Genomic DNA, 15,068 nt, shown 5'->3' with positions numbered 1-15,068 from the left:
GTGGCGCGCGCGGCGGCCCAAGGCTTCAGGCGGCCCCTGCCCCATGGCTGCGTTTGCGATATCCCGGACAGCCTGCGAACCGCTTATGCAGGCCTCGAAGACGGGACGAGGGACGCGTTGCGCTTCGACGATACCTTACGCCCGAGCGTGATCATCGGGCGTTCGACCGTTCGGTAGACAAGCCAGGAGACCATCAAGGTCAAGCCGATGCAGAGCAGCATCGTGGCGATGTCGCCGCGCTCTCCGGTCAAGGGCAGGACGCGATAGACGAGCGCGTTGACCGGCCCATGGAACAGATACATCGAATAGCTGATCAGCCCGATCCGCGCGAGCAGGGCGGAACGCGGCCGACCCAGCCCGACCGCGGCGAGGAAGACCGCGAAGGCGAGCACATAGGCGCTCAGGACGGGCGTGAGCCCCTCCATGATGAAATTGTCGCCGCGCGCCAGGGACAATTGCGAGACCGACAGCAGCGCAGCGAGCTGCACGAGACCGAGAACCAGCACCGAGAGGCGCGCGCCGCGCACCCCTTCGGCGAGCCATAGCCGCAGCAGCAGGCCCAGGAACAGGAACGACAGATGCATGCCGAGATACTGGATCGGCAGGTTGACGAGACCGTGCATGCGCAGCTGGACGGGCAGGACCGTCGCGGCGATCAGGGCCAGGCTCAGGATGAGCAGAACACCGACATCCCGCAACCTCCCCGCCCAGAACAACAGCGCAGCGAGTGCATAGAAGAGCAGCTCGATGAACAAGGTCCAATAGATCGGCGAGAGCCAGGGCTGGCCGAAGAGCGACGGCGCCATGGTCATGTTGGCCAGCACGGTCGCCGCCCGTGGCGTCTCCCCGGAGAACCAGCCCATCGTCACGAGCACCATCAGCGCCAGCCACAGCGCGGGATAGAGCCGAAACAGCCGCGAGACGGCGAAATGGCGGAGCGGCCGCTCGCCGTCGATGCTGAACGGCACGACGAAACCGCTGATCAGGAAGAACAGCGCCACGCCGAACCGGCCCAGGCTCAGATTCTGGACGACCGTCTCGGCGAGCGTGCCGACCGGGCCCGAGGCAGACGGGGCTTGCCTGAGCAGATCGCCGAACAGGTGCTCGACCATGACGCCGAGCGCCGCGATGGCCCTCAACCCGTCGAGATTGGCGTAGCGCTGTCGGGGCATGCCGAGGCTCATAGCGGGAGGAGGCCCAGCGCGCGGCGGGTCGCCGCGTCGAAGCCTGGACCGGTCTCGTTCTCGGCGAGCGCGAACCCGCCCGTCCCCGCATAGGTCCAGCACGCCCAGGCGAAGCCCTGCGCCTCGGCAAGCTCGCGCATGTGGCGCAGCCAGGTCTCGCGTGCGGCCGATCCCTCGGGGGTGCCCTGATAGGGTGTCCTGTGGACCCCGAACTCGCCGAGCAGGACGGCATGGGCGGGCAGGCGCTGCGCGATGCGCCAGGCGCTCACCTGTTGAAAGGTTCTCTCGAGGGCCGATCGATCGAAACCGACATAGCGCGCGAGCGTCCGCTTCGCCTCCCGCGCCTGCGCCAGCGCGGCGCCGTCGAGACCAAGCGCGGTCATGCGTCGCTGGGTCGCTGCGATCATCGCCTGCGCCGATGGCGGCGCCGGATAGGCGATCGCGTCCAGTGCATAGGCTGGACTACCGCGCACCCCTTGGTGGGTGAACTGCCAGGGCGAGTAGTCGTGATAGGTGTAGATCAGGCGCGCATCGCCTGCGAAGGGGCGCATATCGATTTCAGCCAGCGCTGCCGGGGCATTCATCGAGCCGCCGCCCAGCACGAGCGGCAATTGCGCCGAGCCGCTGCGAGCAGCCCTGTAAGACGCCTCGAGCATCGGTTGCCAGGTCGCCTGCGGCACCTCCGGCTCGTTCATCAGCTCGAAAGCGAGCCTCGGCGCTCCCGCCCTGCCCTCCACGAGCTGCCACAGACGGGCGGCCAGACGCTGCTGCAGGGCGAGCACGGCCTGGAAGTTGGGCGTATCGACGCCTGCGGTCAGCGCGGCCGGCCGGTAAACCGGATTCATCGCGCTGGGATGCAGGTCGACGATCACGCCGAGATCGGCATCGAGCAGCTCTCCGACAATGCCGATGAGACGCTCGTCGAGTTGATCGCGAGCCGCACCGTGGAAGGCCAGAAAGGGACCGACATCGACTGCCAGCCGCACGAAATCGAAACCCGCGGCACGGATCGCCAGCCTCTGCGCCGGATCGAAGCGAAAGCGCGGCGCCGAGAAAGGCGCATCCCCATAGGAGCCGTCGGCTTCGACGTCGGCCCATCCCAAAGCGTGCGAGACGCCGATGCCGCGGCGAAACAGCGGGATCTCGGCGCCCGGTCCACTTGCGGCCTTCTCCCTCCCGAAGGAGGCGAGCGTCGCGATGCCGACAATGCCACCGAGAATGGCGCGGCGGGTCGTCACGAGGCGCTTCTTCCGGTTGTCACCTCGTTCCGGATAACCCGCCCGCAAGGCGCCATCGAGGACGGTCATATCGGCTTGGCCCGCAAAGCGTGCCGACAGGCCGCGCAGGGACGCGTCGCGCAGAGCGGGATCGACCGTTCGCGACGGCACGAAGCTGACATCGCTCCAGCCTTCGGCCTCGAAGCTCCCGACATAATCGGCGGGACGTTGCCGGTTCGGCTGCCCGGGAAACCGGAAGAGCCGGTAGATCGCCTCGGGATAGCGATAGATGTTGTTTGGATCCTGCTCGCGGATCCAACGGGAATGCGTCTGCAGATCGATGATGTGGACCGTCTCGCAACCGGGCCTTGCGACCTGCGTCAGGCCGGCAATGGCGATAGCGGGACTATCATAGTGCTCGAATGCGGCGCAGCTGACGATCAGGTCGAAGCTGCGCCCCTCGGCCAGGCGCGGGATGTCGAAATCGCGCCCGACGGCATAGCCGAATTCGCGCGCACCCGGCGTGCTGGCGATCGCCAAGGCGCGCTCCCGGTCGGCCTCGCGGCCTTCGCGGAAGCGATCGAGCAGCTGCTCGTAGAAGGCGGGATCCTCGCCCTCGGCGAGGGCGAACACATCGATGGCGTGATAGGACCGCGCCCCGAGCGCGAGAAAGAGCACGCCGTTCCCGCGCGACCCGCCGGGGCTCAGCTCCAGCACGTCCTTGTCGCGCAGGTCGAACTGCGGCGGCATGAAGCGGCGGAACGAGCCGAAAATATCGATGAGATAGTCGATCTGCCCCGAGACATCCGATTTCGCGGTGCCGTTCGGCGTGGTGTAGCCGTGCAGCTTGCTCTTGCCCCAGGCCAGGCCGAGAAAGCCGAGGCCCAGTATCGCCATTTCGAGGTTTCGCAGGATAAGTCTCATCGCCGGCCTCCAAGTTCAGCTCGCTTTGCGGGGCCGGCGCCGTCGTGACGCACGCTGCCTGGCCGCCAGCCGAGAAGCGCATTCTCGTAGACGTCCATGGTGCGATCGACGATCGTGCCCCATCCGAAGGAATCGATGGTCCGGGCCGCGCGCTCTGCGCTTTGCGCGGGGTCGCGCGCGGCGAGTTTCGCCCGCATCGCTGCCGCAAGCGCATCGACCGCGCCCAGCGGGAAATAATTCTCCGCCCCGAGATCGAGCGCGAGATTCGCATCGATATCGCTCGCCAGGCAGGGCACCCCGTAGCTGAGCGCCTCGAGCAGCACCATCGGCATGCCTTCATGGCTCGAGGGGAGAACAAACAGTGCCGCGTGCCGATAAAGCTGGAACAGGGCTTGACCGCGCTGGAAGCCCGTCATCACCACGCTGGGCGTCGCTGCGGCCGCGGCCTCGACCTCGCGCTGATAGGGCCCCGCATGATCGGCCGCGCCGGCGATGACGAGCTTGAGGCCGGGGTCGTTCAGCCGCGCGAAGGCATTGATCAGGTCGAGATGGCGCTTCTCTTCGACAATCCTGCCGACGCTCAGGATATAGCGCTGCGGCGTGACCTGAATACCGTCGAGGTAAGAGGTGCCCGGTTTCGGAGGCGGGTTTTCGACGCCGTTGGGGATGAAGATCGCGCCGACGCTGAATTTGCGGCGGACGGTGTCGACGATCGCCTTCGACACGCCGATATTGGCGTGGGAAAACAGCATTCCCATCGCCTCGCCCGTCCGCAAGATGGATTTGGCGAAGCGCCCCCATTTCTGGCGGTCGTAATCGAAGCCGTGATGCGTCACCACGACGTGAAGGCCGAGCAGGCGCGCGAGCGGGGTCAGCAAGGCCGGTCCGATCGCATGGATATGCACGAGATCGGGGTGTCGCCGCGCCGCGACGATGAGGCCCAAGGCGGTGTGCGCCAGCGCCTCGAAGCTCTTCGAACGGGGCGCCCAGACCGGCGTCACGGTGACGCCTTTCCAGATATAGGGCTGTTGCGACGCGAGATACGGCGCGCGACCGAGCACTTCGACCTGCCAGCCGCGCTCGGCGAGCCGCGCCGATATCGCGGCGACGTGGGTTTCGACCCCGCCTTGAATCTCAGGGACGCCGCGCAGGCCGACGAAAATGACTTTTCTTTCGGGCGGGTCAGCGCCGATGGGTGGGATCAAGGTGTACATCAGCCGAGCGCCTCGTAGAGGTCCATGGTGCGGTCGCGATACAGCTCGGGCGAGAACTCCCGGCGCACCCAGTCGCGGCCGGTCGCGCCCAGCCCGGCGCGCGCGGTCGGGGAAAGGTTCGCAACGCTGACGAGCGCATCGGCCAGCATCGAGGGGTTGCCCGGCTCGACCAGGACGCCGGTCTGGTTATGGGCGACGAGTTCCGGAATGCCTCCGATCCGCGTGCCGATGACCGGGCGCCCGAGCGCGTAGGCCTCGAGGATGCTGACGGGCGCGTTCTCGTACCATTCGGAAGGGAGAACCAGCGCGCGCGCTTCGCCGATCAGCCGCTTCAGCTCCGGCTTGTCGAGATGTCCGGTGAAGGCCACATCGGCGCCAAGATCCTGCGCGAGGCGGCGCAAGGCCTGCTCCTCGGGACCACCACCGGCCAGGACCAGCCGCTGACGCGACAGCGCGGCGGCGTGCACGAGCGTCGCCAGCCCCTTCTCCGGGGCGAGCCGTCCCGCATAGACGAAGTAGTCGCCTTCGTCGGACGGGGGCGTGAACTGGCTCGCATCGATGCAGTTCGGGATATAGGCGATCCGGTTTGCGTCCCATCCCCAGGCGACCAGCTTGTCGCGGTAGAAGCGGCTCGGGGCGATGAGACGATCGATCGTGTCGCGATAGAGGCCAAGGCTTCGGTGAACCAGGGTCTCCATCAAGACGAGCCCGCTCACCACGGCCGAATCCTTGACGCAGCGATGGAGCAGGACATTGTGGATGCGACCGCCATGGCAGCGCTCGCAGACGCGGCCCCCGCTCAGCATCTTATAGGCCGGGCAGGCGACCTTCAGATCGTGTGCCGTCATGACCAGCGGCACGCCCTCGGCCTTGAGGGCGCCGAAGATCGACGGCGATATGTGATGGTAGACGTTGTGGGCGTGCGCCACCGCTGGCGGTGCGCGCCTGACCAGCTCGCGGATCTTCCGGCGAGCCTCCAGCGAAAAGATGACCTTGGCGGCCTGCCTGGCTTTCGTGACCGGCCCGCCGGCCCCACCATATTCGATCTCGGAGACGAAATAGTCGGACCAGGCACTCGGCAGGTTGGCGGGATGCTGCATCGCGAAGGGCACCACGTCCCAGCCGGCCGCCTCGAACATGTCGATATGGTCGAGGAAAACGCTCTCGGCGCCGCCGCGCCGATAGAAGTAATTGTTGATGGCCAGGAGCCGTTGGGGGCGCGTCATCTCGCCTGCTCCCGGAAGCCCATCTGGTCGAGTGCCGCGTCGACGGGCAGCACCCGGCAGCCGCGGGCGCGCGCATATCCGAGCAGAAACCGGAAGCCGGTGGCCGTGCAGCCATAGGGGGTCGGCGTCGGTGAGATGTCGTGTGTGAAGAAGATCAGCCAGCCCGGCTGGGCGGCCAGCGCGTCGATCCAGCGGGCCAGCCCCAGCACGGATTGCTGCGGCTGCCGGATCTCGACCGCCCGCAGGAAGGTCGGGTCCGTCGGGCCGCGATTGATCCCCTCGCCTCCGGCGCGGCAGGTGCGGAAGGCGCGGGCCAGGGCATCCCGTTTCCCGAAGGAGCCGCTGTTGTAGGGATAGGCGAAATTGCGCCGCCCCTGCCGCGGATCGGCCGCGTCGAGATAGCGCGCATTGCGGTCGAGGTCTTCGGTCAGGGACTTGCTGTCGACATGCCGCAAATCCCGATGCGCATAGGTATGGCAGCCGATCTCGTGACCCCGCGCCGCGAGCTCCTTGCAGCCCGCCAGGTCGATCAGGGTGCGATTGGGCTCGACCCGCCCCTGCAGGCCTCCGGAAATATAGAATGTGCCGCGCGCACCCTCGGCTTCGAGGATCGCCGCGCCCGCCCGGAGGGCGGAATCGGGCACGTCGTCGAAGGTGAAGGACACGATCGGCTCTCGTGTCGGAACCTGCATGACCTGCCATGGCGCGGCCCGGATCAGCCTGTTCTCCAGGCGGCCGGCGAACCGGTCGAGCAGTGACGGCAGAAGGGCGGTGCGTTCCAGCGGGGCAGGAACCGTGACAGCGCTACGCATGGGCCGGCTCCATGCTGCGCGATTGATGGGCCGCCCCCCGGATTTCGTGCGCGCGGGCCTGGAGGTGGAGGCCGAAGATCGCCACGACCAGCATGAACCAGAGGCTGCCTGACTGGAAGAACAGGCTCTCGACGCAAGCCATCACGATCCCATAGAGCCAGATTCGCACGAAGAGGCGCGTCAATGCGGGATCGTTTGCCGAGGCCTCAGCCCGGGCTATGTCGCGCAGCGGCACCCAGACGACCCAGACCAGGGTCAGGACCAGACCGGGAATGCCCGTGGTGACCGCCGCGTCGAGATAGGCATTGTGACCATTGAAGGCGGCGTATGCCCAGCTCGTCGCCGAGCCGCCCTTGTGGACCATGTCGGCGGTCTGCCAGAACAGCTGGAAGCCGTAGCCGGTCAGCGGGTTGTCCATGACGGCCGTGGCGCCGATCTTCCAGATGTCGATGCGGTTGGTGAAGGTCGGGTCGATGCCGAGATGCGCGACCAGATCGCGCATGGCGGGCGAGACCGCGCAGCCGATCGTGAGGATGTTGAAGGCAGCGATCCCCAGAATCACCATAGGGGCGCGAACGGCTCGCCAGCGCTCGAAAATCCAGGCGAAGGCGAGAATGCCGGGCAGTGCCGCGCTGGCGGATTTTCCGCCGGTCTGGGTCAGGAAAACCACCGCCAGCAGCGTCATCGCAGCGCCGACGAGCCTGCGGCCGGTGCTGAACAGATAGAGTCCGACGAAGCTTATGAGCACCATTGCCGCGGCCGCGACATTCTTGTGCGCGAAATGGCCCCGCCAGAGGCCGGCATTCATCGGCTCGCGGATCTCGCTGGCCTGATGGATCGAAAAATGGGGCAGCAGGGCGACGCCGAGATAGGCAAGCCCCAGGGTGCCGAGGCAGCCGAGCGTGAGCATGCCGGCGAACTGGCGCTCGGAGCGCGGCAGCAGCAGCAGGACGCTGCCATTCGCGATCGTGAGCGTTGCCAGGAAGACGCGCTTGAGCGCCAGGTCGGGATGCAGCGAGAGCGCCGAAACGATCCCGAACCAGACGAGCAGCGCGACCAGGATGGTGCGCGGGCGCCCGACCAGCTGGCGAGCCGGCGAATTCAAGACGGTCCACCACAGGGCCGCCGTCAGCCCGAGATAGACGAGCTGATTGATCATGTTCGACTTGCCGGTGGCGGCTGCGCTCGCATCGGCCGCCGACAGGTCGATGAACGGCGTCAGCGTGACCAGGTAGAACAGCAGCGTCGCCGTGAAGAGCAGCGCCCCTGCGAAACCCTCGCTCGCGCTCTCGTGCTTATGGTTCGTCAGGGTCATGTCGCGGCCCTCCCGCCGGACCGAAATTCGCGGAGATAGCCGAGGCCCAGGAGCAGGCCCGCGGCGAGAAGGAGGCCCAACGCCATGCCTGCTGCAGCCGCGATGATGGGGCGGGGCGGCCAGCGCGGCTGCAACGGAGCGGTCGCAAGCGTGATCACGCGGACATCCGTCGCGTCGATCTGCTGTCGCTGCGCGGCCTCGCCTGCCCGCGTCAGAAAGGTCTGGTAAAGCGCGGTCTTGGCGCTTGCCTCGCGCTCGAGTTCCCGCAGTTTCACCTGGGCCTGGTCGTCGACGGAGACGTTCCCGCGCAAGGTGCGCGTCTCCCCGTTCAGCGCAGCGAGCGCCGCCCTGGCCTGATCGACCTCGCTGCGGGCCGCGCGCCGAAGCCGCTCGATCTCCGACCTGATCGCCTTGCTCATGGCATCGGCCTCGGCCAGCAGGTTTCCGAGCGAGGGATGGCGCGGCCCCAAGGTCCTGGACAGCGCCGCAATTTGCCGGCGCAAGGTGGCCTCCTCGGTGAATAATCCGCTCAGCGCCTGCGACTGGACGGCGCCTGCCTGCGCGCCATGCTCCGAGAGCGCGCGCGAGACCTCGTTGTTGCGCGCCTCCGCCTCGGCCAGCCGCGCCTTGGCATCGATCAGCTTGGCGCTCATCCGCTCCAGGGCTTCCGCACCGAGCGGCTGCTTGGAGGCGCCCTGCTGCAGGCCATGGGCGAGGCGGAAGGCTTCGACCCGATCTTCCGCCTCGGCCGCCGCGGCCTTGATCTCGCCGACCCGGGCGGTCAGCCCTTGCGCCGCCCGCCCGACGCGCTCGGCATCGGCCCGCACGACTTCGTCGCGGAAGGCTTCGGCAACGGCATTGGCGAGCCGCGCCGACATGGCCGCTTCACTCGCCCAGATCGACAGGGACACGACATAGGAACGCTCCTGCCGGACAATGGTCATGCGTCTGGCCAGGGTGCTGGCGAGGTCCGACACCCCGGTGGATGGCGGAGCTGGATCGAAAGCTTCCCAGAAGCGGAGCAGCGACGTTTTACTCGCGAATTCGGGATCGTTCTTCAGATCGAGCTGATTGACGACCCGGCGCAAGACGTTTCCCGAGGAAATCATCCTCATCTTGCTCTCGACATCCAGGATCTGGCTGTCGCTCTGAATATTCGTTGCGTAGAGATCGTTGGGCGCGATCAGCAGATTGGATGGCGCGATCGTCAGCTCCGTCGTCGCCGTGAAGCGTGGTGTCAGGAGCTGTGCGCCGCCGACCGCCGCGACGGCGCCCAGGAGTGCTGCAATCACCAGCCAAAGCCAGCCGCGCAGCAGCCAGCCCAGAATCTGGGCGGCGCTGATCGCGCGGACGGGCAGCGGCACCAATTCGACGGTCCGTCGATAAGGGGCGCCACCCTCGCGCTGCATCTTGCTATCGTCAGCTGAGAAATACATGTCGACCCGCGTCAGTAAGAGGGTACGCCTGGCTTGAAGATCGTGGAGTTCTTGGAGATCTTGGAGATCTTGGAGTTCGGTTCGCGCCGCGCGGACCAGGTCGCGAGATCGAGAAAGACATGCCGGCGTCGAAAGCCATGCCGGCGTCGAAAGACATGCCGGCGTCGCTTGAGGTGATGGCAGCCGCCGACGACACGCATCTTGCCCCGCGAACTCGCCCCACCTCTCGCGCGGAGGAGCGGAACAAGGCATGCGGCCGCGCTCGGGGCCCTATGCCCCCCCGGATCCACGGAATTTTTGTGATCTCACCCATGGGTTGATGTAACCTTCTTTGGGCAAGTTGATGCAACCTATGATAGCTATGGTAACTAAAAATTAACCTTAATAGGCAAGCGCATAGCAGCGTATAAACACAGATCACGAATTTTAAATAAAGTACTCCTATAATATATCATCATAGAATTGACCTATTTTTCGGACACGTCCATTCAATCAAGTATCTGCGTTCGAGGCATTTAGATCGACTCTTGATTGTAAAATTCAACCTATGCTTTCAGTCTGAATGGGGGTTTTTCTTGGCAAAAGGCCTGAAGGATGCCGGCCGGAGAATCCGGCTCGCCCGTCCAGTCCTCATCAGCTATTTGCTGTCGAGCGGATCCTTGGCATCAGCCGCCCTTTCACAGCTCGTGACCTTCGCCATTCTGGCGCGCTCGCTGGGGCCGATCGAGTTCGGTCTCTTCGTGCAGATTTCGGCCGTAACCGCCATTGCGGTTCAGATTTGCGGCCTCGGCGCCTCCGACTGCCTGCTTCGCAGGGTCTCGCGCGAGCCCGCGAGCTATACGAGTCTGCTCGGTCACAACCTTGTTCTGATCGGCCTGAGCGGAGCCGTGCTCGTCATCGGCGGCGTCGCGGCGATGTCATCCTGGGCCCACATCAGTTCCTGGTCCCATATGAGTTCCTGGGTCCATATGAGTTCCGGCCCCTCCGTGGACACGACGACCCTGGCGCTGCTGTTCCTGGGCAATGTCGTTCTCGTAAGGGTGATCCTTCTCGTCGAAACCGCATTCCTCGGCCTCGGCCGGCTTGATGCGGCCAATCGCGCGGTCGTCGGCTTCGCTTTTGGGCGCATGGCCACCGCGGCGCTTGCCTGCATGCTGTTCCAGGTATCGAGCCTGTCGGAATGGGCTGTCTGGCAGTGCGGCGGGAATCTTCTCTTCGCCCTGGTCGGAGCCGCATGGCTGCGCCCCCTCGGCCGGCCCCGGCTCACGATCCTGCGCGAGGAGCTGCGGGCCGGCATCCTGTTCAGCTCGCAATTCGTGATGCGGGCCGTCCGCTCGAATGTCGACCTGCTCGTGATCGGCCTCTTCACGCCGATCGAGACGGTGGGAAGCTATGGCGTGGCCAGGCGGATCGTAGACAGCAGCTATCTCTCGATCGATGCCTTGAACCGGCTGATCTATCCGCGCCTTGCAAGGGAGAGCCGCGACGGCCTGTACCTCGCCTTGCCCATGGCAAAACGGGCCCTGATCGCGGCGCTTGCCCTCAGCCTGACGACATTCCTCATCCTGTTCATGCTGGCGCCCAAGCTTCCGGCGTTGTTTGGCCGCGACTATCACGATCTTTCGTTCTTCGTGCGCTGCCTTTCCGGCACCATCGTCCTCGTCGGCGCCTGGGCGGCCGCGATCGACTTGCTCGGCGCCTCGGGGCGGCAGGATGCGAGAGCCTGGATCCTGAACGGAGCCAACCTGCTGGGCAGCGCCCTCCTCGCGGTGGCGACCTGGCTCGCAGCCCCGGTCGGCACCTTCATCGCGCTTTACGTGATCGAAGGCGCCATCGTCGTGGCCGCGTGGCTCGTGCTGCTCAGCTTCGTGCGGCGCAGCCGCTTGCAGGCGGATGAGCCCGCCCGGGCAAGTCCCTAGCGCAGGATGCTGCTCATCCTCGGAACCACTCCGTCATCCTGGGGTAGCGAAGCGGAGGCCCGGGATCCATCGTAGGGCCAATCCTTTGAGGAGTCTGGCTCTACGATGGATCCCGGAGCTGCGCGGCTTCGCCGCTTGTCCAGGATGACGCGGCGGTTCCGAGCATAAACAGGGTGCGGGCGCAGGCTGCTGCAGAAGCCTGCTAGATATCCTTGACGATCCGGCTCTCGATCCAGGCTTCCGGGGCTTTGCGCGCCTGGAAGAAGCCGAGCGGCAATGCAGCGGCGTGGAACAGCCAGGCGACGACCGCATAGAGGCCCAGTGACAGGCTCCGCTGCCGGAGGCTCATCACGCCGACGATACCGGCTGTCAGGACGACGTCCACCGCAAGTCCCAAGGCCGGGCTCGGCAGCGCGAGCGGCAGCGCGATCATTGCGATCAGCCAGAGATAGACGATGGCCCAGAGCTTCAGCTCGGGCAGGTCCTGAACCAGTTGCCGCCAGTGCGGCTTCCCGAGCGCCCCGCGCAGCAACTCTCCGATCCCGCGCAGATAGCCCGACTTCCAACGCCGCACGAGCAGCGTATAGGCGTTGAGCGCATGTCCGAAATGACGCACGAAACGGCGGTCGAGACGATGCAGGGTCCAGCCCCGCGCCCGCAATCTCATGCCCAGGTCGAATTCCTCATATCCGTGCAGATTGCGGTCCGACAGATAGCCGGCCTGCTCGACCGCCTCCCTGCGATAAAGGCCACCGCCATTCATGCGGTCGATCGGCCCGCTGCGGTTCTCCGGCGGCGCCCTGCGCCCGCGCCTGACATATTCGAGGCTGGTCTGGTTCATCTCCTCGACATGGCCGGTCACGCCGGCGGCACGGGGATTGGCCGAGAGGTAGGACAGCGCCTCGGGAAGGAAGCCGGGATCGAGCAGCATGTCGCCGTCCATCAGGCAGATGAACGGCTCGCGGCTGTGCTGGAAGCCGAGCTGGGGGCCGATCCCGCAGCTCGGGGAGATGGTCGGTTCGAGCTGGACGACACGGACGGGATAGTTTTCGGCGACAGCGAGCGTGCGATCGCGCGAGCCGCCATCGGCCACGGTGATCTCGCCGCCGATCCCTTCGAGCGCCGCCAAGACGCTTTCGATGGCGGCGCCAATTCTCGCCTCCTCGTTCAGTGTCTTAAGGATAACCGATACCGTCATCGCGTCCGCCCGAGATCACGTCGCATTCGGACGGAATCGTCCGAATGCGAAAAACGTGATCGATTCCTAAAGTCTAGAGCATTGCTCACGCGAAAAACCGGCATCCACTTTTTCGCGCAATGCTCTAATCGAAATCGCTGAGGAGCCGGCTCCAGTCCTCGCCAGCGAGGCCGCCGATATAGATATCGCCGCGCATGACGGCGTCGTTGATCTCGGGAAGCTTCGTCAGCGCAAAGGTGAAGGCCCGGTGCCGGAAGACGAGCCAGCGCTGCAGGGAGAGCCCGACCATCAAGGCGGATTGCGCACGGCCGCGGGCTTCGACATGGCCGGTATCGTCGAGATGGCGAAACATCGCGTTCAAGACGGTGGGCTCCTGTCCGGGGAGCGACAGGACGTTGAGGACATGCGCGGTTCGCCCCGGCGCGGCGTAATACACGAAGCAGCCGATGATCGCGTCGGTGCGGTCGATGACGGAGCGGATCGTGAAGGCTCCGAGCCGGGTGTTCTGCGCAGCCAGTGAAACCACCCAGGAGAGCTCCTCCTCTGTCCAGAGAGGCCGCACCGCGTAGTGAGCGACGAGTCGCGGCGCCTGCATGAGGAAGCTTGGTATGGGCATCTCCACGACGCGCGCAGCGCCGGCTTGCTCAGCCTCCCCTGGCAGCAGGCGACGCAGTACGCCGTCGAGAGGGCGCGCCAGAGCGGACAGACCAGAAACCATGCCGCCAAGGATCTTGCCCTTGCTGCCAGAAGCCTTGCCGCCAGAAGCCTTGCCGCGCAGAAGGCGCTCGCCGAAGCGCGCCGCCAATACCCCGACGGGACGGAAGCTGCGCGCCCATTCAAGGTTCTGCAAGGGAATCGGCTTGCCCCCGATGGCGAGAAGATGGTTGCAGCTCGTCGGCGATGCGCTGTCGCAAAAGGCGAAGTCGGTGCGCCTGGGCCGCAAGGCGAGGACAAGTTGCGCCGCTCCGGCTGCTTCTTTTTGGCCGTCGGTCATGAAGACGCCGAGAAGCCTCCCGGGCAGGATGTCCCCATAGGCGGTGAAACGCATCGGCACGGCCAGCAGCGCGCTCCGGATAAAACCGTCCTGCTGCTCGTAGACCTGCGTGCCCGTCGCTTCAGTATAGGAAGGAGACGCCAGCAACAGCGTTCGCAGATAGTCCTGAAGGTCCGCGTCCGGCGGCTTATCGGTTTTTCTGAAGATCTTCAGAAACAGCTGAGCGACCGCAGCGATGTCTGCGGGCCTCATCGGCCTGACTGCGCCCTTGTGCAAAGGGCGCGCTGCGGCGAACGCTTGCGGCTCGAGCTGCGACATCTAGATCGGACCGCGGAACGGGAGCGATGCGAGCGCGCGGCGACCGGACATCGTAGCCTACCTCATCATGGAGCCGGTGCGTCTGCAACCGGGCGAACAGGAGAAGCCCTCTCCAAATGAGAGAGTCATCCCGTACAACTCAACTTATGCGCTCAAAATCGTAAGCGACACGTAAAGCGAGAATAGGGAAAGCCCGACCATCACGGATGAGGCCGACGGCCATCGATACCGACCCACGCAGCGAACAACGCCGGCGCTCAGCGCTCAAAGCCCGTCAGTAACGCCGGAACATCCCCTCGATCGCGTTGACGTCATCCGATCGCGTCAATGCGAGCGCCAGCAGGATGCGCGCCTTTTGCGGGGTCAGGTCATCGGCACTGAGGAAGCCGCTTGTTGCAAGCCCGCTGGTCTCGGGGACACGCCCGGCCCCTGCGCGTGAGGATTGGACGATGATGATGCCATTCGCGGCAGCCTCGCGTAGCGCTGCCTTCTCCGCCTGAGTGGTTGCTCCGGGGGCGAAGCCCGCCGAGACGATGCCCCTGGCTCCGGCCCCGATCGCGGCACGGGCCAGCACATCGTCCCCGCCGACATAGGCATAGAGGATGTCGACACGCGGCAAGGCCTCCATCGGCTCGATCTCAAATTCCGTATCGGGGGCGTGCGCGCGCAACGGGCGGCGGTAAAACGCGATCCGGTCCGAATCGACCTGCCCCAGAAGTCCATGGACAGGAGACTGGAAGGCTTGCACGCGAGAGTTGGAGCATTTGGTCACGTCCCTGGCCGAATGGATCTCGTCGTTCAGGACGACGAGCACGCCGAGACCGACAGCCTCCGGGCAGGCCGCGACGCGGATGCCGTTTCGCAGGTTCAACGCCCCATCGCTCGACAGGCCGTTCGACGGGCGCATCGACCCGACCAGGACAACCGGGATCGCCACTGTGAGGGTGAGATTGAGGAAGTACGCCGTCTCTTCCAGGGTCGAGGTGCCATGCGTGATCACGATCCCCGTCAGCTCCGGATCGTCCGCGACGAGCCTGGCACAGAGCTGGGCAAGCCCGCGCCATTCCGCGAAGCCGATGCGCGTGCTCGGCACGGCGCTGAACGGAACCGCATAACAGACGGGGTCATCCTCCCTGCGGGGCAAGGCTTCCAGCAATTGCGCGGCATCGAGGATGACGCCGTTGGCATCGTAGTCGTGGAGGTCGAAGACATCCCGTCCGACCGCACCGATCGTGCCGCCCGTGCCGATAACCGCGACCCGCCCCTTGCTCATACGCTTGTCCTACTCCGCTCGATCGCCAAAGCCAGAGC

The 15,068-nt window shown here is 65.7% G+C and carries 11 protein-coding genes; 1 reads left to right on the top strand and 10 read right to left on the bottom strand.

All coding sequences use genetic code 11. From position 1 onward, the window contains the following. Positions 1–83: 83 nt before the first annotated feature. Genes BHK69_RS14825 through BHK69_RS14795 form a run of 7 tightly spaced genes read right to left on the bottom strand, consistent with a single transcriptional unit; the run spans position 84 to position 9,328 of the window. The gene (locus BHK69_RS14825) at positions 84–1,172 is read right to left on the bottom strand and encodes an acyltransferase family protein (protein WP_158516216.1); all 1,089 of its coding nucleotides are present in this window, start codon (positions 1,170–1,172) and stop codon (positions 84–86) included. 8 nt (positions 1,173–1,180) lie between these two features. Continuing rightward, positions 1,181–3,325 (bottom strand): cellulase family glycosylhydrolase, encoded by a 2,145-nt coding sequence (locus BHK69_RS14820; RefSeq protein ID WP_083269426.1) that lies wholly within the window; start codon positions 3,323–3,325, stop codon positions 1,181–1,183. Then, the gene (locus BHK69_RS14815) at positions 3,322–4,539 is read right to left on the bottom strand and encodes a glycosyltransferase family 4 protein (RefSeq protein WP_069690769.1); all 1,218 of its coding nucleotides are present in this window, start codon (positions 4,537–4,539) and stop codon (positions 3,322–3,324) included. Before BHK69_RS14815 ends, BHK69_RS14820 begins: the two co-directional genes overlap by 4 nt. Continuing rightward, a complete protein-coding gene (locus BHK69_RS14810) occupies positions 4,539–5,765 on the bottom strand; it encodes a glycosyltransferase family 4 protein (protein WP_069690768.1) in 1,227 nt (408 codons plus the stop codon). Before BHK69_RS14810 ends, BHK69_RS14815 begins: the two co-directional genes overlap by 1 nt. Further along, positions 5,762–6,577 (bottom strand): polysaccharide deacetylase family protein, encoded by an 816-nt coding sequence (locus BHK69_RS14805; RefSeq protein WP_083269424.1) that lies wholly within the window; start codon positions 6,575–6,577, stop codon positions 5,762–5,764. The genes BHK69_RS14810 and BHK69_RS14805 overlap by 4 nt, the downstream gene beginning before the upstream one ends. Beyond that, positions 6,570–7,892 (bottom strand): O-antigen ligase family protein, encoded by a 1,323-nt coding sequence (locus BHK69_RS14800; protein ID WP_069690767.1) that lies wholly within the window; start codon positions 7,890–7,892, stop codon positions 6,570–6,572. The genes BHK69_RS14805 and BHK69_RS14800 overlap by 8 nt, the downstream gene beginning before the upstream one ends. Further along, positions 7,889–9,328, bottom strand: coding sequence for a GumC family protein (locus BHK69_RS14795; RefSeq protein ID WP_069690766.1), 1,440 nt, complete (start codon positions 9,326–9,328; stop codon positions 7,889–7,891). The genes BHK69_RS14800 and BHK69_RS14795 overlap by 4 nt, the downstream gene beginning before the upstream one ends. A gap of 659 nt (positions 9,329–9,987) precedes the next feature. Between BHK69_RS14795 and BHK69_RS14785 the strand changes: the two genes are divergently transcribed. Next, positions 9,988–11,247 carry a lipopolysaccharide biosynthesis protein gene (locus BHK69_RS14785; RefSeq protein ID WP_244548201.1) on the top strand — a complete coding sequence of 420 codons (1,260 nt, stop codon included), beginning with the start codon at positions 9,988–9,990 and terminating at the stop codon, positions 11,245–11,247. Between the two features lie 202 nt (positions 11,248–11,449). Here BHK69_RS14785 and BHK69_RS14780 read toward each other — a convergent pair whose 3' ends face one another. The 3 genes from BHK69_RS14780 to BHK69_RS14770 all read right to left on the bottom strand — a co-directional run bounded on the left by BHK69_RS14780 (position 11,450) and on the right by BHK69_RS14770 (position 15,030). Further along, on the bottom strand, positions 11,450–12,445 hold the full coding sequence (locus tag BHK69_RS14780; RefSeq protein ID WP_069690764.1) for a glycosyltransferase family 2 protein: 996 nt from the start codon (positions 12,443–12,445) through the stop codon (positions 11,450–11,452). A gap of 124 nt (positions 12,446–12,569) precedes the next feature. Further along, positions 12,570–13,757, bottom strand: coding sequence for a hypothetical protein (locus tag BHK69_RS14775; protein WP_069690763.1), 1,188 nt, complete (start codon positions 13,755–13,757; stop codon positions 12,570–12,572). A gap of 274 nt (positions 13,758–14,031) precedes the next feature. Further along, entirely contained in the window at positions 14,032–15,030 is a 999-nt protein-coding gene (locus BHK69_RS14770; RefSeq protein ID WP_069690762.1) for an asparaginase, read from the bottom strand. Positions 15,031–15,068 lie beyond the last annotated feature (38 nt).

Source organism: Bosea vaviloviae (genome assembly GCF_001741865.1).
Lineage (GTDB): Bacteria > Pseudomonadota > Alphaproteobacteria > Rhizobiales > Beijerinckiaceae > Allobosea > Allobosea vaviloviae.
This window is presented reverse-complemented; position numbering and strand designations above follow the sequence as displayed.